The 19,376-nt window shown below is 61.4% G+C and carries 16 protein-coding genes; 10 read left to right on the forward strand and 6 right to left on the reverse strand.

What is annotated here, in order from left to right:
• Positions 1–9: 9 nt before the first annotated feature.
• The 4 genes from QOM08_RS18750 to QOM08_RS18765 all read left to right on the forward strand — a co-directional run bounded on the left by QOM08_RS18750 (position 10) and on the right by QOM08_RS18765 (position 4,692).
• The gene (locus QOM08_RS18750; RefSeq protein ID WP_316911978.1) at positions 10–1,464 is read left to right on the forward strand and encodes an NAD(P)/FAD-dependent oxidoreductase; all 1,455 of its coding nucleotides are present in this window, start codon (positions 10–12) and stop codon (positions 1,462–1,464) included.
• A 16-nt stretch (positions 1,465–1,480) separates the two neighbouring features.
• Positions 1,481–2,410: an alpha/beta fold hydrolase gene (locus QOM08_RS18755; RefSeq protein ID WP_274090734.1), complete on the forward strand. Its 930-nt coding sequence runs from the start codon at positions 1,481–1,483 to the stop codon at positions 2,408–2,410.
• Positions 2,411–2,567: 157 nt separating this feature from the next.
• Positions 2,568–3,944 (forward strand): VOC family protein, encoded by a 1,377-nt coding sequence (locus QOM08_RS18760; protein WP_316911979.1) that lies wholly within the window; start codon positions 2,568–2,570, stop codon positions 3,942–3,944.
• A 229-nt stretch (positions 3,945–4,173) separates the two neighbouring features.
• Positions 4,174–4,692 (forward strand): Hcp family type VI secretion system effector, encoded by a 519-nt coding sequence (locus QOM08_RS18765; RefSeq protein ID WP_047228526.1) that lies wholly within the window; start codon positions 4,174–4,176, stop codon positions 4,690–4,692.
• Positions 4,693–5,006: 314 nt separating this feature from the next.
• Here QOM08_RS18765 and QOM08_RS18770 read toward each other — a convergent pair whose 3' ends face one another.
• From QOM08_RS18770 to QOM08_RS18790, 5 genes are all read right to left on the reverse strand, one after another.
• Positions 5,007–5,177, reverse strand: a complete 171-nt coding sequence (locus QOM08_RS18770) for a hypothetical protein (protein ID WP_171061341.1) — start codon at positions 5,175–5,177, stop codon at positions 5,007–5,009.
• Between the two features lie 31 nt (positions 5,178–5,208).
• Positions 5,209–5,451 carry a hypothetical protein gene (locus QOM08_RS18775; protein ID WP_047228527.1) on the reverse strand — a complete coding sequence of 81 codons (243 nt, stop codon included), beginning with the start codon at positions 5,449–5,451 and terminating at the stop codon, positions 5,209–5,211.
• Positions 5,452–5,516: 65 nt separating this feature from the next.
• On the reverse strand, positions 5,517–6,590 hold the full coding sequence (locus tag QOM08_RS18780) for a lipocalin-like domain-containing protein (protein ID WP_316911980.1): 1,074 nt from the start codon (positions 6,588–6,590) through the stop codon (positions 5,517–5,519).
• Positions 6,580–9,048, reverse strand: a complete 2,469-nt coding sequence (locus QOM08_RS18785) for an ABC transporter permease (protein ID WP_316911981.1) — start codon at positions 9,046–9,048, stop codon at positions 6,580–6,582. Before QOM08_RS18785 ends, QOM08_RS18780 begins: the two co-directional genes overlap by 11 nt.
• On the reverse strand, positions 9,048–9,716 hold the full coding sequence (locus QOM08_RS18790; RefSeq protein WP_047228530.1) for an ABC transporter ATP-binding protein: 669 nt from the start codon (positions 9,714–9,716) through the stop codon (positions 9,048–9,050). Before QOM08_RS18790 ends, QOM08_RS18785 begins: the two co-directional genes overlap by 1 nt.
• Before the next feature lie 247 nt (positions 9,717–9,963).
• Here QOM08_RS18790 and QOM08_RS18795 point away from each other — a divergent pair, with 247 nt between their 5' ends.
• A complete protein-coding gene (locus QOM08_RS18795; RefSeq protein WP_316911982.1) occupies positions 9,964–11,883 on the forward strand; it encodes an acyltransferase family protein in 1,920 nt (639 codons plus the stop codon).
• Positions 11,884–12,337: 454 nt separating this feature from the next.
• On the opposite strand, the gene QOM08_RS18800 is transcribed toward QOM08_RS18795, so the two are convergent.
• Positions 12,338–14,089, reverse strand: coding sequence for a sulfatase-like hydrolase/transferase (locus tag QOM08_RS18800; protein WP_173406753.1), 1,752 nt, complete (start codon positions 14,087–14,089; stop codon positions 12,338–12,340).
• A 378-nt stretch (positions 14,090–14,467) separates the two neighbouring features.
• On the opposite strand from QOM08_RS18800, the gene QOM08_RS18805 reads away from it, so the two are divergent.
• From QOM08_RS18805 to QOM08_RS18825, 5 genes are read left to right on the forward strand one after another with little or no spacing between them, the layout of a single operon-like run.
• Positions 14,468–15,832: a UDP-glucose dehydrogenase family protein gene (locus tag QOM08_RS18805; RefSeq protein WP_047228533.1), complete on the forward strand. Its 1,365-nt coding sequence runs from the start codon at positions 14,468–14,470 to the stop codon at positions 15,830–15,832.
• Complete coding sequence (locus QOM08_RS18810; RefSeq protein ID WP_107322257.1) at positions 15,829–16,899, forward strand: NAD-dependent epimerase; 1,071 nt, start codon at positions 15,829–15,831, stop codon at positions 16,897–16,899. Before QOM08_RS18805 ends, QOM08_RS18810 begins: the two co-directional genes overlap by 4 nt.
• Complete coding sequence (locus tag QOM08_RS18815; protein WP_047228535.1) at positions 16,896–17,642, forward strand: sugar transferase; 747 nt, start codon at positions 16,896–16,898, stop codon at positions 17,640–17,642. The genes QOM08_RS18810 and QOM08_RS18815 overlap by 4 nt, the downstream gene beginning before the upstream one ends.
• Positions 17,643–18,287 carry a CpsD/CapB family tyrosine-protein kinase gene (locus QOM08_RS18820; RefSeq protein WP_047228536.1) on the forward strand — a complete coding sequence of 215 codons (645 nt, stop codon included), beginning with the start codon at positions 17,643–17,645 and terminating at the stop codon, positions 18,285–18,287.
• 21 nt (positions 18,288–18,308) lie between these two features.
• A complete protein-coding gene (locus QOM08_RS18825) occupies positions 18,309–19,376 on the forward strand; it encodes a polysaccharide biosynthesis/export family protein (RefSeq protein ID WP_188251347.1) in 1,068 nt (355 codons plus the stop codon).

Below are 19,376 nucleotides of genomic sequence, written 5' to 3' on the forward strand. Positions count from 1 at the left end.
AGGAGGCCCATGCGCAGCTATCAGGTGTTGATCATCGGCAGCGGGTTCGGGGGCCAGTGCGCGGCAATCAATCTCCTCAAAGAGGGCATAACGGATTTCCTGCTCTTGGAGCGACGGAATTTCTTCGGCGGCACTTGGTGCCAGAACACCTACCCCGGCGCGGCGGTAGACGTGCCGTCGCCCTTGTATTCGCTCTCATTCGCCGCTTACGACTGGAGCCGGATGTTCGCCAGCCAGGAGGAGCTGCACCGCTACACCCGGCACGTGATAGAACGCTTCGCCCTGCAGGACAAGGTACAACTGGGCGCGAATGTGCAGCGGGTGGCATGGGACGACAATGCCCGACATTGGATCGTCGACACCGCCAGCCAAGGGACCTTTCATGCGCAATTCCTGATCAATGCCACAGGCCCCCTCAGCCAACCGGTGATCCCTGATTTCGAAGGCCGGGATCGCTTCCAGGGCAAGACGTTTCACACCAATGATTGGGACCACACCTACGACTATCGCCACAAACGCGTTGCCATCGTCGGCAGTGGCGCCAGCGCCGCCCAAGTCATCCCGGCCATTGCGCCAGAAGTCGCCCATCTGCACGTGTTCCAGCGTACGCCTCACTGGGTATTGCCACGCCGCGACCGCACGTTCAACCGTCTCGAACGTTGGTTACTGAGCCTGGCGCCGATGCGCACCCTGTTGCGCTGGTCGATCTACTGGCAATTCGAAACCCGGGTGATTGCGTTCAAATATTCACGGCCGGCGGTTCGCATGGTCCAGCGCCAGGCCCTGAACATGCTTGAGCGCCAAGTGCCGGATCCGGTTCTGCGTCGTCGCTTGACCCCTGACTACCTGATCGGCTGCAAGCGCGTCATCCTGTCCAGTACGTTGTATCCGGCCCTGTGCCGGGCCAACGTCAGCGTGCATGGCCAGGAGCACGGCATCGCCGCCCTCGATGAAACCGGCATCATCACCCGGGACGGCCAGCACATCCCGCTGGACCTGATCATCTGGTCGACAGGCTTTGACGCCACCGACGGGGTGATTTCCTATCCCGTCACCGGCCGCAACGGCACCCGACTGCACGACGTCTGGGCCCAATACCCGCGCGCCTACCTGGGTACCAGCCTGCCGGACTTCCCCAACCTGTTCATCGTGACCGGGCCCAACACCGGCATCGGTCACACCTCGGCACTGTTCATCATCGAGTCGCAGATGAACTACATCCTGGACTGCATCCGCACCTTGAACCGGCAAAACCTGCGCAGCATCGAAGTGCAGCCTGCCGCCGAACAGCGCTACACCGAAATGATCCACCGGGAAATGCAACGCACTGTATGGAAATCCGGCGGCTGTCACAGCTGGTATCAAAGCAAAAGCGGCCACGTCGTCGCGATGTTCCCCGGTTTCAGCTTCACTTATCACTATCTGACTCGTCGGCTCCGGTTGGCCGATCACATTCTGTCCTGACCCTGGAGGGCAAAGCATGTTGGTGTTGTGGGTAGTCCTCGCCGTGTTTATCGCCTGGAGCTGGCTGACGTATCCAGGCATCGGCCATGTGCTGTACGACATGGGCATGGCCCTGGAAGCGCGTCTGTACCGACTGCACAAGATCACGGTGCCCATCAGCGAGATGACCGTGTCGACCTGGCAAGGCGGGCCCTACGAAGCGTCCGGCAGCATATTGATGCTGCACGGCTACAGCGCCGACAAGAACCTCTGGCTGCGTTTTGCCCGGCATTTTGTCAGCGACTACCGGGTGGTGATTCCTGACCTGGCCGGTCATGGCGAAACCGGCTTCAAGGCCGGCGGCGGTTATGACATCCCGACCCAGGCCCGACGGGTGATCGAACTGCTGGATGCCTGCGGCCTGGACAAGGTCCATGTGATCGGCAACTCCATGGGCGGTCATCTCGCCGCCTGGCTGGCGGCGACATCCCCGGACCGGATACTCACCCTGGCCCTGATCGACCCGGCCGGCGTCACCGCGCCCGAACCCAGCGACATGGAGCGGCACCTGGCAGCCGGCCACAACCCGTTTCTGGTGCGCTCGCGGGACGACTTCGCTCCGTTCTACGCGATGACGATGGCCTCGCCGCCGTGGGTGCCGAGTGTGGTGCTGGCGGCGCTGGCCGAGCGTTATGAGCAGCGCCGGGATGAACTGGAAGAGATCTTCGTGGATTTTCGCGCCAGCCCGCCGATGGAGCCGCGCCTGCCCGACATCCGCGCGCCTTCGCTGCTGCTCTGGGGTCGCAAGGACCGGCTGATTGACGTCAGCAGTGTGCCCGTATGGAGCAAGGGCATCGCCGACTTGCGTGTGGAAATCTGGGAGGGGGTAGGCCATATGCCCATGGTCGAGCGCCCCGGGAGAACCGCCGCGCTGTATCGCGACTTTCTCAAGGGCCTGGGCCAGTGACCTTGATGCCGCTCTTCAAGGCTTGCCTGAGCCACGGTGAAGGAGGCGGATCAGTCCCTGACAGAATGAAGTCCTGAAGATTCTTCGTTTGTCGACGCTGGTGAAGGCTGCGATCTTTCCTTCCACTTTCCCACAGCTTGCGCCAGGAATTCTCACAATGAGCTTCGTCAGTCCCGACCTGATCCGCCAACGCTTCTCCAAGGCGATGTCCGACATGTACCGCGACGAGGTGCCGCTGTACGGGGCACTGATGAACCTGGTGGAACAGACCAATGCCCAGGTGCTGGTCAACGACCCGCACTTGGCCGAACACTTGCGCAGTACCGGTGAACTCCAGCGTCTGGACCTGGAGCGCCACGGCGCGATCCGTGTCGGCACCGCCGCAGAACTGGCAACCCTGGGGCGTCTGTTCGCGGTCATGGGCATGCAGCCAGTGGGCTACTACGACCTCACGCCCGCCGGGGTGCCTGTGCATTCCACGGCATTTCGAGCCGTGCATGAAAGCGCCTTGCAGGTCAGCCCGTTCCGGGTGTTTACCTCGTTGCTGCGTCTGGAGCTGATCGAAAACGCCGAGCTTCGGGCCTTTGCCGAATCGGTACTGAACAAGCGCCAGATCTTCACCTCCACGGCGCTCCAGCTCATCGACCTCGCTGAACGCCAAGGGGGTCTGACCGAACCACAGGCTGATGACTTCGTCCTGCAAGCCCTGGAAACCTTTCGCTGGCACCACAGCGCCACCGTCACGGCCGAGCAATATCGGCAACTGAGCGCCCAGCATCGGCTGATCGCCGACGTGGTGGCTTTCAAGGGCCCGCACATCAATCACCTGACGCCACGCACCCTGGACATCGACATCGTGCAGGCCCAGATGCCCGTGCACGGCATCACCCCCAAGGCAGTCGTCGAAGGCCCGCCCCGTCGGCAGTGCCCGATCCTGCTGCGGCAGACCAGCTTCAAGGCGCTCGACGAACCTGTAGCGTTCACCGACCAGCCCCACTCCCAAGGCAGCCACAGCGCCCGCTTCGGCGAAATCGAGCAACGGGGCGCCGCCCTCACCCCGAAAGGTCGCGCACTCTACGATCAGTTGCTGAACGCCGCTCGGGATGCGCTGGGGGCGTTTCCCAACGAAGCCAACGCCGAACGCTATAACGCACTGATGACCGAGCATTTTGCCCAGTTCCCTGATAACCACGATGAGCTGCGTCGACAGGCATTGGCGTACTTTCGCTATTTCGTGACGCCAAAGGGCCTCGCTGCCAAAGGCACGATCAAGCAACCGGTCTCGCTGGAACGCTTGCTGGAAGCGCAATACCTCCACGCCGAACCCCTGGTGTACGAGGACTTCCTGCCAGTGAGCGCCGCCGGCATCTTCCAGTCGAACCTCGGCGATGCCGCTCAAATTCACTACGCCGGACAGTCCAATCGCCAGGCATTCGAGCAAGCGCTGGGACAACCGACCATCGATGAGCTGCAGTTGTATGCCGAAACGCAACAGCGCTCGATGGATGAGTGCATGTCCGCCCTGGGAATGTAGGAAAACCGGAAAGCCGAATGCGTAAGAAATTGCGCATCCGGCTTGCCAACTACGCAACTCCTCGCGCGCATTCCTCTGTAGCCGGAGCGCTCATGGACTGGCGATTAATCCCAACCTATTGATATACATAGCTTTTATAGAAGCTGGCATAGCTCTTGATAACCGTCAGGCCACCTGGGGACGATTCCCTTCCCAGGTCCCTTTAGTTATCCCGCAAGGAGAGCATCCATTGGCTACCCCCGCTTACATGTCCATCGAAGGCACCAAACAAGGTCTGATCACTGCCGGCGCCTTTACGGCCGACTCGGTGGGCAACACCTACCAGGAAGGTCACGAAGATCAAGTCATGGTGCAAGGCTTCGAGCACCAGGTCATCATCCCCCGCGATCCTCAGTCGGGTCAGCCAACCGGCCAGCGCGTGCATAAACCCCTGGTCATCACCAAGGTGTTCGACAAGGCCTCGCCGCTGCTGCTGGCGGCCCTGACCTGCGGAGAACGCCTGACCAAAGTCGAGATCCAGTGGTACCGCACCTCGGCGGCCGGCACCCAGGAGCATTACTACACCACCACTCTGGAGGACGCGATCATCGTCGATATCAAGGACTACATGCTCAACTGCCAGGACCCGGCGAACGCGCACTTCACCCATCTGGAAGATGTGCACTTCACCTACCGCAAGATCACCTGGACCCACGAAGTCAGCGGCACGTCGGGCTCCGATGACTGGCGTTCACCGGTCGCTGGATAATCGTCGATAGATATTGATTCAGGATGGTGTTCGCCCAGTGCGACGGCCTCGGCATTCCATGCACTGGTAAAGAGCCTGACACTGGGCGAACGGGCATAATAATAGTGGAACTTGCAAAATATGTCCGGGAGCTTGTTTAAATAATTATTTATCTTTAGTCGTCATTATTAACGCCCAATCAATAACAGCTATACAAACAGCTATACAAAATCCAACAGCAGTATAAAAAAAACATATCCGCTACGCCGAACAAGACCGGGCAAGTAAAGCAGCATTAACAAATGCGTTTTCAAGACCGCGCGGTCTATCAATCCTCAGCCCTGTCGCGCGGTCTTTTGTGCATCCGTCTCCCCCGCTTCAGTATCGCCTTCCTGCTGTTTGCGTTTAGCCGGATCGTTGGGGCGCAGGGCGTCGTTGTCACGCTCCACCTCACCCGGCATCGCCGGCTCGTCTGGATTGTGCGACGTTTGATCACTGGGTTTCATGGCGAACTCCTTGGTTTTTCGGGCCTGCGCGTCAGGCGTCAGGATCGGCGACTTCTTCAGCGACGTTGGCGTCGGGTGAACGATGGTGCAGTTGTTCGGCCTTGGCCTTGAGTTCCTGCCACTGTGCCAGGTCGATAGCGCCCTGGCCGAACAGGTCATCGGCCACCCGCATCAGCTCGGTGAAATGGACGTCGGGCGACTGCTGCCAGTAGGTCTTGTCGTCGAACAAGCGCTGCCAGTCGGCCAGCGAGGGAAGTGTGAGGTCATCGCTCATGACGGACTCCTCAGAGGCATTCATAAGGTATGAGGGTCGAGGTTCCCGGGGAGTTCCGGCGATTCTCAGTAGCCCGTCATTTCCAGGTAACCGTTGCCGCCGTGGCTGCCGCTCAGGTGCACCGGCCCTTCCCAATAGGGAATGCGCAGGTTCATCCAGGCGTTGGGGTTCAAGGCATCGGTGGTGATGTCGAGTCGCTTGCCGGGGATTTTGATCGTCCAGCGCACCGGCATCGAGCGCCCGGCAACCACGGCGGTGTCCAGTGGTTCAAGGCTGATCTGCCCGGCATGCAGGGTCTGCGCCTGGCCTTGGGCATCGATCCAGGTGCCCGTGAGGTATGGCGCCCCCTCCTTGTGGCGCATGCGGTAGAGCATCACATGCTCGCCGCTGTCCAGGTGCAGGGAAAACCAGTCCCAGCCCGTCTGGTTCGCAGTCAGTGGCTGGCTGCTCCATTCGCGGTCGAGCCAGGCCGGGCCGCTGACCGTATAACGCTGGCCATCGATTTCCACATGGCCGCTGGCCTGGAAGAACGGTTGGCTGTAGTAGTACGACGCCTGGCCCTGTTCGGATTTCTGGCTGAACCCCTTATCGCCCTGTAGCACCAGCGGACGCGTCGACGTGAGGCGCAACTCATAACTGAAGTGTGGGCCACTGGCCTTGAGCTGCATGTCCGCCAATGGATCGGTCCCCGACGCTTGTGTAGCGAACCGCCAGTCATCGATCCAGGCGTCGAAAGGAGTCGTCTGCACCCCGGCCTGCCCCACTGCGCCCCGTGCATAGCGCTCGGCGGCATGGTGGACGGCGCTGGAAGTGACCGCGGCATGACCGAGCCAGATCGTCTGGTTGCGCCAGCCGCTGGCCTGGGGCGCGGCGTTCAGGGCGCTGCGAAACAGCGTCCATTGCACACCGTAATCGCGGCCCTCAGCATCCTTGAGATTGGCAGTGACGTACCACCACTCGATGCGAAACCCCTCATGAACACCATGATCGACGGGAAAACTGAATACCCGCCCCGGCACCACGGGCGTGAATGCGCCGGCCTGCTCACCCAGGCCGGCGAAGCCCTTCGGCGGCGGTTGCCGGTTATCACAACCGCAGAGCAGTAGCGCTATCAGCATCAAGCCCAGTTTAATCTTCATGGGCAAAGGTCCTCAGCAAATCCGCCGGTTGCGTGCGGTACAACGCATACAGCGGCCAGGCCGATGCCAGCAGCGTGGCAAGCATCGCCAGGCCCAGCAACTGCGCCAATTGCCACGGGAATACCCGCAACGGCAGGCGCCAGCCGAAGGCCTGCACATTGATTACCGCGTCCAGGCACCAGGCCAAGGCGATGCCCAGTGGCAAGGCCAGTACCAGGGTCAATAGCGCCAACAGCCAGGTCTGGCCCAGATTGAGCAACATCAACTGCCGGCGCGTTACCCCCAGCGCCCACAGCGGCGCCAACTGGCCGAGGCGGCTTTGGCTCTGGGTCAGCAGGCTGATGAACAACGCCACCCCGGCCACCGCCAGCGTCAGGCTATTGAGGGCGGCGGTGGCGGCGAAGGTGCGTTCGAATACTTGCGTCGACCAGCCCTTGAGCCGCGCCTGATCGACAATTCGGCTGTCATCCAGGCTGAACCGGGCCTGCAACGCCGTCAGCAACGCAGGGATCGCGGAGGGTTCGATGCGCAGGTTGAAGCGGTTCGGCGTCAGTTGCGGCCAATGCCGCAGCAAGTGGTCGGCATTGACCAGCACATGGCCCTTGGGGTTGCCGTAGTCGGCATAGATCCCGACGAGGCGCGGCGTCCAGGGTCCCTGGGGCGTCGGGATCGTCAATCGATCGCCAATATTCACGTTGAGACGCCGGGCCAGTTGTTCGCTGAGCATCAACGTGTCACCCCCGGCCAGTTGCTCCCAAGGCTTGTCGGAAACCGACTCCAGCAACGGCCAATGCTGACGATAGGCGCTGTGATCGATGATGCCGTAGATGTCCGTCGGCCAGCCTTGCAAAGGAATCGAGACCTGCCAGTTGGGCAATATCGTGCTGATCGCCGGCTGCTCCTTGAGCCAGACGTGCAGCTCGCCCGCCTGGGCCGGGGTTTGCGGATTGATGTACAGCTCGGCGGTCAGCCGTTGCTCGAGCCAGTCACTGAAGGTCTGGCGAAAACCTGCGGTCATGCTGCCGGCACCGATATTCGCCGCCAGAGCCAGTAGCAACGCCATCAGTGCCAGGCTCAGCGTCGGCAATTGCTGACGGCAGTCGGCGAGAAACCATTGCCCAAGTACCGAACGACTGCGGCGCAACAGCAACTTCAGCGTGCCACTGAGCAACACCGGTAAAGCCAGGGCAGCGCCCAGCAACAACGCCGTCATCAAGACAAAACCGCTGCCCAGGCTGTCACCCCAGATCAACGCCGATACCGCGAGCAACCCCGCCAATGTCGCCACCCACCCCTGGCGCCGCAGCCAGCGGGCATGGGCCTGATGCCAGGCCTGGGGATTGGCCAGCGCCAACAGCGGCAGGCGCGCCGCCCGCAGCAAACTGTCGGCGCCGGCCAATAACGCACCGAGCAAGCCCAAGCCCACGCCGCTGAGCCACCACCACGGGCTGAGGTTCAGGTGGCCGGCCACTTCGGCGCCGTACAAGCCGCGCAGGCTCGCCGCGACATCGGGCAACAACAGACTCGCCAGCCAGTAGCCGCTGAGCACTCCTGCGATTGCGCCGAGCAAGGCCAAGGCGCCCAGTTCGAGGGCCAGACTGGTGACCAGCAACCGCGCACTGACGCCACAGGCCCGCAAGGTTCGCAGCAAGCTGCGGCGTTGTTCCAGCGCCAGGCCAATGGCGGCGTGAACGATGAACAACCCCACCACGAAGGACAGCACCCCCAAGGCGTCGAGGTTCAGGTGAAAGCTTTCGGTCAGGCGTGACAGATTGTTTTCTTCATCGGCGCGCTTGAACTGCAGCCGGCCGTTGAACGCCGTCGGCAAGGGCGCGTTGAACGTGGCAGGCAATAGCAAGCGCGACAGCTGGTCCGGCCGTCCAAGCACCTGCTGGGCGAAGCCGATGTCCATCAGCAGCACGCCGGGCGCCATGTCCGCCTGGACAAACAACGGTGGCAGGGATTGTCCATCGACCGTCCGGGGCCGGTCCCCCTCGCTCAGCCCCAAGGCCTGCAAGGTCTGCGCAGCGATCCAGGTGCGGCCAGGCTCAGTGAAAAACTCCACCACGTCTGCCATCTCCCGGACCTGCCCCGCCACTGCCGCTCCGGGGGGCAAAGACACCGGGTCGATGCCCATTAACTGCAGGCGCTGATCCTCGTGCCCCTGCAGCGTCACCCGAGCCTGCAACACGGGAGACACCGGCCATCCCAGGCGACGCAGATCGACAAACCATTGTTGGGTAAAGGTGCCGCCGCCGGGCGCACTGAGGCTGGCCTGGGGTTCGCCACCAATCAGTTGGCTGGCTCGAGCGTAACTGTCCCGGGCCTGACTGTTGAGCGCCTGCACGCCAGTGAGCAGGCTGGTGGCGAGCCAGAGCCCGGTCAGGACGCTGAAAAACTGCACCGGGTGCTGGCGCCAATGGCTGAGCAAGGCCTTGAGCGTCTGGCGAAGGATCATCACCCTTGGGCCACCTGCGCCAGACGTCCGCCTTGCAAGACCACTCGACGGCTCAGACGGGCCGCCACCCGGGGACTGTGGGTCACCATCAGCAGGCTCGTCGGGCTGCCGTCCAGCAACTCCAGCAACAGTTGCAACACCTCGTCGCTGGTGGCTTCGTCGAGGCTGCCGGTGGGTTCGTCGGCCAGCAACAAGGGCGGCCGGGAGGCCAGTGCCCGCCCCAATGCCACCCGTTGCTGCTGGCCGCCGGACAGTTGTTCGGGATAGCGGTGCAGCAGTTGCGAAAGGCCGAGCCGTTGCACCAGATGGGTCTGCCAGGCAGGGTCATAGCGACCGCACAGACGCGCCTGGAACGCCAGATTATCCTCCACCGGCAAGCTACTGATGAGGTTGAACTGCTGGAACACCAGGCCGATCTGTGTACGTCGCCAGCTTGCCAGTTGGCTTTCGCTCATGCCGTCGAGCCTGCGCTCGCCAAAGCGAATGCTGCCACGGTCGACCTTGTCCAGACCGGCAACCAGATGCAGCAAGGTGCTTTTCCCGCTGCCGGACTCACCCATCAGTGCCAGGCTGTCGCCAGGGGCCAACGTCAGGTCGATACCCTGCAGCACCGGCAATGGCCCTTGCGGCGTGGCATAGCTCTTAAATACGTCGCGAACTTCAAGCATGAAAAGGCTCATGGGTAAACGTGAGGCTCAGGATAGCGGAGTTGGGTGACGGGCAGACCAAGGATGCGCTCAGGCGACGGGCAAACACCGCTGGTCGTCTGCCCCGCCTGGTTTTGCCCGACGCCTTGCAAAGCATAAATTTCCAGCTATCAATCAATGACTAATACGTGCCGTTTACATGAAGTCGGCCCATTCGTCATAAACATGACGCACCTGGATTGCCTCCTATTCAAGGACGATCGCCGACATGCCTCAAACAAAATATCGCCTCGATATCGATGGGCTTCGCTGTATTGCAGTGCTGGCCGTACTCATCCATCACCTCAACGCCGACCTGCTGCCAGGCGGGTTCGTGGGGGTCGATATTTTTTTCGTCATCTCGGGTTTCCTCATCACTTCCCAGGTGTTTTCCGAGATCAAGGGCAACACCTTTTCGCTCAAGCGCTTTTATCAGCGGCGCATCAATCGCATCGTGCCCGCACTGGTCACTGTGTTGTTGGCGAGCGTGATCGCAGGGGCCTTCATCCTTTCCCCCGCCGACCTGACGCGGCTCAACGTCAGTGCGCTGTTCTCCCTGCTGGGGGTCTCGAATATCTATATCTGGATGAAGTACGGCAACTATTTCGCCGCCGATGCCAGCGAAGCGCCGCTGCTGCATACCTGGTCCCTGGGGATTGAAGAGCAGTTCTACGTGATCTGGCCGCTGCTGATCCTGATGCTCTATCGCCTGACACCGCGTTATGTCCTGCCGGTGTTGGCCGTCGGTATCGTGGCGGCGGTGGGGCTTTCTGAATACGCCACGAACGTCTTCGTCACGGCTTCCTATTACCTGCTGCCCACACGGTTTTTCGAGCTGATGCTGGGCGGAGCACTGGGTATCTATCTTTATCAGCCACGTACACTCGGCAGGATAGAAGTGCTGGCTTATACAGCGGCGGGGTATGGGCTGATTAGTTTTTCCTTGTCTGCCCTGAGCCGGGACACCCCCTTCCCCGGCGTCAATGCGCTGATACCTTGCCTGGGCGCGGCACTGCTGATTCTGGCCGGCAGCGGTGAGGCTCGCTCCCGCCTGCTGACCAACCGGCCCATGGTGTTCATAGGCCTGATTTCCTATTCGCTGTATTTATGGCACTGGCCGTTGATTGCCTACCTGAATTACCTGGGCATCGAGATAACCCTTTCTGTGGGCATGTCACTGGTGCTGGTGTCGATTCTGTTGTCCTGGTGGTCCTGGCGGTATGTCGAAATTCCCTTTCGGCGCACTGGCGCGCAATTGCAGTTTCCCCGCGTACTGGTCCGCCGATTCATGGTCCCGGCCCTGGGGCTGGCCGTCCTGGCGACCTTGAGCCTGCAATGGAATGGCTTCCCACAGCGTTTTGCGCCTGAAGTGTCGAGGCTCGAGGCCATGGCGCTGAGCAAACCGAACAGGCTTCGCAGCGGTTGCCATATGCCCAGTGCGCGGTACAGCGCCGAACCTGATCCGGATTGCCAGCTCGGTGCACACAAGGAGCAACTGGACGGGATGATGGTGGGTGACTCGTTCGCCAATCATTTCACGGGCATGGTCGATATCCTGGCCAAACCCAACGGCATCAGATTAATGGACTACACACTGGACGCCTGCCCGCCGATTTTCGGCTATGCCACCGAGGTGTCCGAGGCGTATGGCGACCGTTGCATGGCGCGCAACGACCGGGTGTTCGAGCTGATCAAGCAGAATCACTACCCATACGTCGTGCTGGCCGGCGCCTGGCCCAGAGATGCGTCGGCTGCGCACATTATCGAAGCGAGCATCAAGCACGTGGCGAACAACACCGGCCAGGTCATCGTGATTCTGCGCAACCAGAACATCGACAATGCAGCGACCTGCCCCGTGCGCCGCTTGATGTTCGGCACCGATCGCCCATGCTCGGCACCGCTGGACGTCACCGCGCCGTATTGGGAGGGGATACGCGCCAGACTGCCCCAGGTGCGCTTTATCGACCCCAATCAAGTGATCTGCCCAGCGGGGCTATGCAGCCCGATCATGGACGGGCAGTTGCTGTACCGCGATGACGCACACTTGAATGACGTGGGCTCACGCTTCATCGGCCGCACATTGCGCGAGCTGGGATTCTCCCTACTGCACGACCCGGCCCGACTCGGCCCGATCGCCACAACCCAGTGAGCCCCCTCCCCGCAGGGTTGTGGGGTATGCAAGGTCTGCGGACAACTCGGACTACTGTGGGAGCGAGCCTGCTCGCGATGACGGCGGCACATTCAACATCGATTCCGACCGACACACCGCCTTCGCGAGCAGGCTCGCTCCCAAAGGGATTTGCGGCGGCATGCAAGACCTGCGGACAACTCGGACTACTGTGGGAGCGAACCTGCTCGCGATGACGGCGGCACATTCAACATCGATCCCGACCGACACACCGCCTTCGCGAGCAGGCTCGCTCCCACAGGGATTTGCGGCGGCATCCAAGACCTGCGGACAACTCGGACTACTGTGGGAGCGAACCTGCTCGCGATGACGGCGGCACATTCAACATCGATCCCGACCGACACACCGCCTTCGCGAGCAAGCCCGCTCCCACAGGGGATTTGCGGCGGCATGCAAGACCTGCGGACAACTCGGACTACTGTGGGAGCGAGCCTGCTCGCGATGACGGCGGCACTTTCAACATCGATCCCGCCTGACCCGCCGCCATCTCGGCCTGAACCGGGCCTGGTGTGACAATGTGCTTGAGGTCGATGTGTTTCCATTCAGGCATCGCCCCCAGCCGCGCATTGAAGCGGTAGTTGAAGGTAAAGGCGTCTTCGGTCGGCTGGCTCAGGGATTTCCCATAGGTCGCTTCAACACCGGCCGGGTCGTACCCCATCAACTGCAACAGCGTCGGGAAGATGTTGTAGTGGCTGGAGCGGTCCTTGTTCTGTGCCCATGCCCGCTGCCAATCCAGGGTCTGCAAGCGCGCGCCTTCTATGACCACCAGCGGCACAAGCCCTTCCTCCGCCACCGGATCACCGCCGCAGTGGGTATTGAGCCCAGGGTTGCCGCGCTCGTGAAGGTCCTGGCCGTGGTCGGAGGTGTAGATCAGCACGGCGTTGCCTAAATCGGCCTGCTGGAAGATCCGCCTGAAGAACTCTCCGACATTCCACAGCAAAGTGTTCTGGTAGGCATTGCGGTACAGCTCCCAGTCATGGGTCCGGCCATCAAAACCGTCACGCTGGCCGGTATCGGCGACTTCGAGAAAGCGCCCACGCGGCAGTGCGGGACGATAGCTCATGAACTCATCCGGGTATTTGTCATGCACGGGAAAATGCGCACCGAGCTTGTTCACCACCACCAGCTCGGCCCGGTCATTGCCCAGCCGCTCGATCAGTTGCGCGGCAACCGCCATGTCTCGCTCGAACACCGGGGTGCGGTCGAACTGCACGAAGTCGTCGATATCGTTTTTTTCGGTGTCGGTCATCAGGTTCTGAAGGTGACCACCGGTACGCTGGGCGTCGATATAGACCGTGCGCAACCCGGCGTTTTTAGCGTACTGCCAGATCGACGGCAACGTGCTGTTGATGCGCACGTAATCGGCCCGGGTGCCGCCGTAACGCAAGGTGACGTTGGTGTCGGCGCTGCAGTTGGCAATGGAAGCCGCGTAGCCGAAATTGAACACCTGCACCCCATCGGGCGGGGTCTTGAGGCCGGTGTGCACGCCGAACGGCGTATTGATATCCAGATAATTCCCAGCGACGCTTTCATCGATAATCAGCACAATATCATGCTCGATCGGCGATGTTGGCCGCGTCAGGCGGATCGGCTCCCGAGGACCGACGGTGTTGTGCAGGGCTTCGTAAACGAACAGATTCAGATAGGCCAGCGGTGTGTACATCACCGGCAACCCCCGTGCGCCCTCGCCCGCCCGGACGAACAGAACACCACTGAGCAACAACACACCCAACACAGGTGCGGCGATTGGCAAATAACCGGGCAATGACACCGACCGCCGAGGCTTGAGACCCAGTCCCAGCAGCAGCAACAGGCCACCGGTGGCGGCGCTGACAATCACTTCGCGGTACTGCGAAGCCGCCTCCCCGATAAAACCACCCGAATACACCAGCGACACAAACTGGCTGTACGTCAGATAGCTATCGGTCACCCTCGTGTAAACCTCGAAAAACACCGCCGAACCAAACATCGCCAAGGCAAACAAGTGGCGCACGAAGGTCTGGCGGATGTACGCACTCATCCACAGCGCCACCACCAACACCACGAACATCGCGCCGAACAGCAACGTGGCAAATCCCAAACCCAAGGCATTCAGACGATCAAGGTAATAGTCATATCCCCTGATCAAGTACAGCACCAGCAACAGTTCCTTGAGGTATCGGAGCATGTGTTTCTCGGCGATAGGGCGGCGTTGGATAGAGGGTCGTTTTCTGCACGTTAGCAGCGGCTTTGCAAAGCGCAAGAAAAGGGACGAACGGCCAATGCGTCAAAAAAAAGTTAGCCCAAAAATGACACACTTGAAGCCAGTTAAACGTAAAAATCTATGGATAAATACCGTTCATCGCCTAGTTAAAAGCCGTTACAGCCCTTTAAAAACGGCACTTTTCTAAACCAGTCAATGACTTGATATCAAAAGGCCAAGTTCTGTCGAGTTTGCCAACAGTGACAACTGTCATTTTGCTGACACGCTTTTCTGAAGCTGCGCTATACCCCTCTAAACAGTTTCATCCGAGTTACATCAACCGTCTTGCGAGGCACGCCAAAAATGGATGTGAGCGTATTTGGTACGGGGTATGTGGGATTGATTCAAGCGGCTGCGTTGGCTGACGTCGGCCACCGCGTTTTGTGCATCGACATTGACCCCAACAAGATCCGTCAGCTGCAGCAAGCGGTGCCACCGATCAGCGAGCCTGGGTTGTCCGAACTGCTCGAAGAGAACATCAAGAGTGGCCGGCTGCTGTTCAGTGATCAGGCCAGCGATGCGGTCAATCACGGCGAACTGATTTTCATCGCCGTCGGCACGCCAGCCGATGAAGACGGTTCGGCAGACCTGAGCCATGTACTGGCGGTCACCCGCCAGATCGCGGACTTCATGGACAGCGACCGCACCTTGATCATCAAGTCCACGGTGCCGGTCGGCACCGCCGACAAGGTCGCCGAATGTGCCCATCAGGCATTGGCTCGCCGGGGCCTGCAACAGTTGAACGTGCGAGTGGTGTCCAACCCCGAGTTTCTCAAGGAAGGCAGCGCCCTGGCCGACTGCATGCGCCCGGACAGGATCATCATCGGCACCGCCGACCCGCTGGCCCGCGATCAGATGAGCGAGCTGTACGCGCCCTTTTGCCGTAACCGCGAAAAGCTGATGTTCATGGATAACCGCAGCGCCGAACTGACCAAGTACGCGGCCAACGCCATGCTCGCCACCCGCATCAGCTTCATGAACGAACTGGCCAATCTCACCGAAAGGCTGGGCGCCGACATCGAAGCGGTACGCAAGGGCATCGGTTCGGACCCTCGTATTGGCTATCACTTCATCTACCCCGGGTGCGGCTTCGGCGGTTCATGCTTTCCCAAGGACCTGCGCGCCCTGCTGCATACCGCCGAACAGAGCGGCATGCCCCTGCGCCTGCTGCGCAGTGTCACCGACGTCAACGACAGCCAGCGACACATTCTCTTCGAGAAACTGACGCAACAGTTCTCCGGCGGCCTGGCCGGCAAGTCGATTGCGATTTGGGGCCTGGCTTTCAAACCCAACACCGATGACATGCGCGAAGCCCCCAGCCGCTACCTGATGGAAGCGCTGTGGCGCGAAGGCGCTCGGGTCCATGCCTACGACCCGGAAGCCATGTCCGAATGCCGCCGCCTCTACGGCTACCGCAAAGACCTGAACCTGTGCGCCACCCGCGACGACACCCTGGAGGATGCAGACGCCCTGGTGATCTGCACCGAGTGGAAGAACTTCCGGGTCGTGGATTTCGCTCTGTTGGCCAACAAGTTGCGCGCCCGGGTCATCATCGATGGCCGCAACCTGTACAACCCCGAACACCTGGCCGCCGCCGGCCTCTTGTATCGCGGCATCGGATTGCGTCACACCGTGCCCAGCAGCCTGACCCAGGGGCCACGGGCATGAACATTCTGGTGACCGGCGCGGCCGGTTTCATCGGCGCCCATTGCGTGCTGCGGCTGCTGCGCGACGGCCATCAGGTGTGGGGGCTGGACAATTTCAACGACTACTACGACCCGCAGCTCAAGCACGACCGCGTGGCGTGGGTGAAGGACCAGGCGGGGGACTTTGCGTTGGCCCGGGTGGACCTGACCGACGCCTCGGCCATCGATGAGTTGTTCCAGTCACACCGCCCCGACGTGGTGATTCATCTCGCCGCCCAAGCCGGCGTGCGTTATTCCCTGGAGAATCCACGGGCCTACGTCGACAGCAACCTCAGCGGGTTCCTGAACATTCTGGAAAGCTGCCGTCGCCATCCGGTCAAGCACCTGATCTACGCCTCCTCAAGCTCCGTGTATGGCGCCAACCAGCGCACACCTTACTCAGTACAGGACGGCGTGGACCATCCGCTGTCGCTGTATGCGGCCAGCAAGAAAGCCAACGAGTTGATGGCCCACAGTTACAGCCATCTGTTTGGCATCCCATGCACCGGCCTGCGGTTTTTCACGGTGTACGGCCCCTGGGGCCGGCCGGACATGTCGCCGATCCAGTTCGCCCGCGCCATCGCCGAAGGCCGCGTGTTGCAGTTGTTCAACCATGGCGAGCACCAGCGCGATTTCACCTACATCGACGACATCGTCGAAAGCATCGCCCGGCTGATCGAACGCCCGCCCCATGCCACGCCACAGTGGGATCGCGATCAACCGGACCCGGCCACCAGCGCAGCGCCCTGGCGGATCTACAACATCGGCGGGCAGCACCCGGTAGCGCTGCGCACCTATGTGGCATTGCTGGAAAAGCACTTGGGGCAAACCGCCCGGATCGAACTGCTGCCCCTGCAACCAGGGGACGTGTTGAACACCTGCGCCGATGCCAGCGGCCTGGCGCGGGCCACCGGTTTTCAGCCGCGCATCGAGCTGGACGAGGGCCTGGGGCGCTTCATTGCCTGGTTCCTCGATTACTACGCCCTGCCTATCGCCGACACCGCTTGCAGCCCAACGCATGCGACCAACCTTCAGCGGAGGAGTCTATGACCCGACATGAGCAATGCATCCCTATCACCGCCCGCGGGGGCGACAAGCGTGTCGATCCCGAGCACCGCCGACGCCTGGACGCGGCCATCCATCGTCAGGGCCGCGGCTGGCTGACTGGTCGCGACGGCGGTCGACCCTGGACGGTCTCGCGCACCAATCGGGTGGTGGCCTGTCTCGGCGCGCTGTCGATCCTGGTACTGCTCAGCCCGCTGCTGCTGGGCCTGGCCCTGCTGATCAAGTTCTCAAGCCCAGGTCCAGTGCTGTTTGTGCAGAAACGCACCGGATACCGCGGTCGGGTCTTTGGCATGTACAAGTTCCGCACCATGGTTGCTGATGCCGAGGCGCTCAAAGAATCACTGCGCCACCTCAACAAGCACGGCGCCGATGCCATCGACTTCAAGATCGACAACGACCCGCGCATCACCCCCGTCGGCCGGTTCCTGCGACGCAGCAGCCTCGACGAGTTACCCAACCTGATCAATGTGGTGACCGGCGACATGCGCCTGGTCGGCCCGCGGCCGACCTCGTTCAACGCCTACCGCTACAAGGACAACCATCTTGTCCGCCTGAGCATCTATCCCGGCCTGACCGGCCTGTGGCAGATCTCCGGGCGCAGCAACATCGACTTCGACCAGCGCGTGGAACTGGACCTCAGCTACATCGCCGAACAAAGCCTGTTGCTGGACTTGAAGATCCTGATGATCACCCCTTTCAAAGTTTTCAGCGGCCACGGAGCGAGTTAAATGGACGGTTCAACCAATATCCTGAGCATCGCAAGCCCGAGCGAGACCAACCTGACCTCAACCGTGCTTGACCCATCCATACGGATTCTGCTTCTGACGGCCGCCAACACCGGCACCGGAACCAGTACCAGTGCCATGGCCCTGGCCGCTCAACTGGCGCAGATGAGCAGCGGCCGCGTATTGCTGGTGGACGCCAGCCAGTCGCCGCGCAACCTCAGCCAGCAATTATCGCTGCACAAGGAGCGCGGCTTCAGCGACCTGCTGTTCAACAGCCTCGCACCGCCCTTGTTGCAGGACTGCGTGGTGCAGACCTCCAGCTTGCCCTTCGACGTGCTGCCCAACGGTCGTCTGGGGCGCAATGCCGAGCGCCTGAACCCCGAGCAGCTTCGCCCGCTGTTCAAGCAACTGGCCGGGCAGTATCGCTTTGTGGTGATCGACGCTGACGCGGTGTACTCGGCCTGCGACACCCTGGTCATGAGCACCCAGGTGGACGGTGTGGTGCTGGTGGTGCGCGGTGAAGACACCCGCTGGGAGGTGGCCCAGGCCGCTCGCCTGCGTCTGACCCAGGCCGGCGCCAAGGTGGTGGGCAGCGTGTTCAACCGCCGCAAGTACTACATGCCCAAGTGGCTCTACAACAACCTGTAAGCCTGCAAAAAGGATGACGAGATGAACGCCAGATTGCTTGTCCTGCTGCTGTTGCCGCTTGCCGGTTGCACCAGCCACACCGAAACCCGCTCCATGCCGGTGCAGATCCTTACGGCGGCACCGGCCAACGCCCAGGCCACCGACATGCCCCGGGTCGAACAGACCCTGCGTCCCCAGGATGTGCTGGATGTGATCTTTCACATCAGCACCAGCGGGCCGGATGCCTACCGGGTCCAGCCGGGTGACCAGGTGGCCTTGAACTTCACCGCCGCCAGCCAGCTCAACGGCGCACAACAGGTAATGCCCGACGGCAGTATCGAACTGCCGGGGGCCAACACCTCGGTAAAAATCGCCGGGCTGACCACGGATGAAGCACGCCTGGAGGTACAGCGTGCCTATGACCGCAAAATGCTGTTCCAGCCCAACCGCAATCAATTGACGGTGCAGGTCACCAGCCCGTTGAGCAACGAGACAAAACTGCGCAACACCCTGACCCACCCGGGCACCGGCATGAGTCGGGAGATCACCGTGGGCCGGGATGGTTACGCAAGCTTCCCCGAAATCGGTGCCGTGCCGCTGCAAGGCATGACCGTCAATCAACTGGAAACCTACCTTAACGAGCGCTACGCCCAATTGCCGGGGCGCATGTCCGTCGATGTGCTGCTCAAATCCACCGCTGGCAACGAGATCTATGTCCTCGGGGAAGTGGCCCAGCCCGGTTCCTACCCGATCCGCCGGCCGATCTCGGTCCTCGAGGCCCTGACCCTGGCCCGTGGCACCAACGTCAAGGCCCGACTCGACTCGGTGGTGATCATGCGCCGCAACGGCAATCAGGTCGAAGCCCGCCACTATGACGTGGAAAAAGCCCTGAGCGGTGACGCCTCGCAGATCGCCTACCTGCAGCCCGAAGACATGCTTTTCGTGCCCAAGACCGGGCTGGCCAAAGCCGGTGAAATGGCTCGGCAACTGGCCGACGTGGTGCTGTTCCAGGGCATGGGAGTCAGCTTCGGCTACCGCCTTGACAGCAAAGGCGACGACGGCAGATCCGACAACAACGGCAGCGCTACTTCTTCGGCAGCAGGTAATTGA

The organism is Pseudomonas sp. P105 (assembly GCF_032614175.1).
GTDB lineage: Bacteria > Pseudomonadota > Gammaproteobacteria > Pseudomonadales > Pseudomonadaceae > Aquipseudomonas > Aquipseudomonas rhizophila.

Excerpts from the sequence above, each read along its gene's own strand:
- QOM08_RS18750 (WP_316911978.1), top strand. The coding sequence starts at position 10 with ATGCGCAGCTATCAGGTGTTGATCATCGGCAGCGGGTTCGGGGGCCAG.
- QOM08_RS18755 (WP_274090734.1), top strand. The coding sequence starts at position 1,481 with ATGTTGGTGTTGTGGGTAGTCCTCGCCGTGTTTATCGCCTGGAGCTGG.
- QOM08_RS18760 (WP_316911979.1), top strand. The coding sequence starts at position 2,568 with ATGAGCTTCGTCAGTCCCGACCTGATCCGCCAACGCTTCTCCAAGGCG.
- QOM08_RS18770 (WP_171061341.1), bottom strand. The coding sequence starts at position 5,177 with ATGAAACCCAGTGATCAAACGTCGCACAATCCAGACGAGCCGGCGATG.
- QOM08_RS18775 (WP_047228527.1), bottom strand. The coding sequence starts at position 5,451 with ATGAGCGATGACCTCACACTTCCCTCGCTGGCCGACTGGCAGCGCTTG.
- QOM08_RS18780 (WP_316911980.1), bottom strand. The coding sequence starts at position 6,590 with ATGAAGATTAAACTGGGCTTGATGCTGATAGCGCTACTGCTCTGCGGT.
- QOM08_RS18785 (WP_316911981.1), bottom strand. The coding sequence starts at position 9,048 with ATGATCCTTCGCCAGACGCTCAAGGCCTTGCTCAGCCATTGGCGCCAG.
- QOM08_RS18790 (WP_047228530.1), bottom strand. The coding sequence starts at position 9,716 with ATGCTTGAAGTTCGCGACGTATTTAAGAGCTATGCCACGCCGCAAGGG.
- QOM08_RS18795 (WP_316911982.1), top strand. The coding sequence starts at position 9,964 with ATGCCTCAAACAAAATATCGCCTCGATATCGATGGGCTTCGCTGTATT.
- QOM08_RS18800 (WP_173406753.1), bottom strand. The coding sequence starts at position 14,089 with ATGCTCCGATACCTCAAGGAACTGTTGCTGGTGCTGTACTTGATCAGG.
- QOM08_RS18805 (WP_047228533.1), top strand. The coding sequence starts at position 14,468 with ATGGATGTGAGCGTATTTGGTACGGGGTATGTGGGATTGATTCAAGCG.
- QOM08_RS18810 (WP_107322257.1), top strand. The coding sequence starts at position 15,829 with ATGAACATTCTGGTGACCGGCGCGGCCGGTTTCATCGGCGCCCATTGC.
- QOM08_RS18815 (WP_047228535.1), top strand. The coding sequence starts at position 16,896 with ATGACCCGACATGAGCAATGCATCCCTATCACCGCCCGCGGGGGCGAC.
- QOM08_RS18820 (WP_047228536.1), top strand. The coding sequence starts at position 17,643 with ATGGACGGTTCAACCAATATCCTGAGCATCGCAAGCCCGAGCGAGACC.
- QOM08_RS18825 (WP_188251347.1), top strand. The coding sequence starts at position 18,309 with ATGAACGCCAGATTGCTTGTCCTGCTGCTGTTGCCGCTTGCCGGTTGC.